Here is a 1,038-nt window from a genome sequence, read left to right on the forward strand (position 1 = left end):
GAAAGCGCCCTGACCCACGGGCTCGTCGCCCTCGAATCCAATCCAACGAAAACCCAGTCAATGACTGGGTTCGAATGGATAACTTCTATATCTTTGAACGCAATTTAGTATGAGTTGTTGACAAGGCACGGAACAACGCCTTACGGTCGCGGTTTGAAGCACCGAGGACGGGCACTCATGCTTGAACGAAAGCCGGATTTCCTGGATCTTCCACACCAGCCCCAGCACGAAAAGGTGCTTTCGAGATCAGAAAGCAAGGGTGGCGCGGCGCCCGGCTACCTGCGGGCGCTGGCTTGATTGTTGTCCTGCCCAGTGCTCGCGCGACCGAGACCCGCGACTTCACTTGAGGCACTCCCCGGGGTGGCAATTTGAGTCCGCCGGGCATTTGCCACACCGGGCGGAACGCAGCCTCAGGGCTTTTGCCCAGGCTGCTCTGGGGTGCTCGGGTTACCTTGACCGGGCTGTTGCTTTCCGGGGTTGGTTTGCTCTTGCTGCCCTGGGCTGCTTGGCTGATTGCCCGGTTGAGTGGGCTTTGTCTGTCCTGGTTGGTCTGCCATGTGATTGCCTCTTGAGTGTCCGGAGCAATATCGCTCCGGACCTCAAACTATTGAGACTTCCATAAATCATGACATCACCACAGCGTGGCCTGCACCCAGCAGGCGGCGATGATCGAGGGGCGCTTCTGAGCACTCTTGAGCTTGTTGCGCGCAGTGCCGTGAAGCTCGGCGAGGTCGTTGGGGCAATAGTTGGCCAGGGCATGGCGCTTGAGCCAGGCCCACAGATACTCCACCGGATTGAGGTCGGGCGCGTACGGCGGCAGGAACGCGATCTGGATATGGCCGCCCAGGCTGTCCAGATARTCGCGCACCAGGCGACTGCGGTGCGCCTTCAAGCCATCCCAGATGACCAGCAGCGGCTGYTTCAGATGGGCCTTCAGCGCCTTGAGGAATTCGACGATCTCTTCCTTCTTGATGCTGCCCTCGTGCAGCCGGAACAGGCAGTTGGTGCGCGTGAGTCCGGCGATGACCGAGACGTGAG

Annotated in this window: 1 protein-coding gene; it reads right to left on the reverse strand. The window is 59.7% G+C overall.

Annotated elements, in window-relative coordinates; translation table 11 throughout:
* Window positions 1-631 precede the first annotated feature (631 nt).
* Window positions 632-1,038, reverse strand: a 407-nt coding sequence (locus tag AC1DY5_RS56835) for a transposase (RefSeq protein WP_478122905.1), incomplete at its 5' end; no start/stop codon positions are given.

The sequence above is a fragment of the Variovorax sp. P4_D9 genome, from assembly GCF_056401695.1.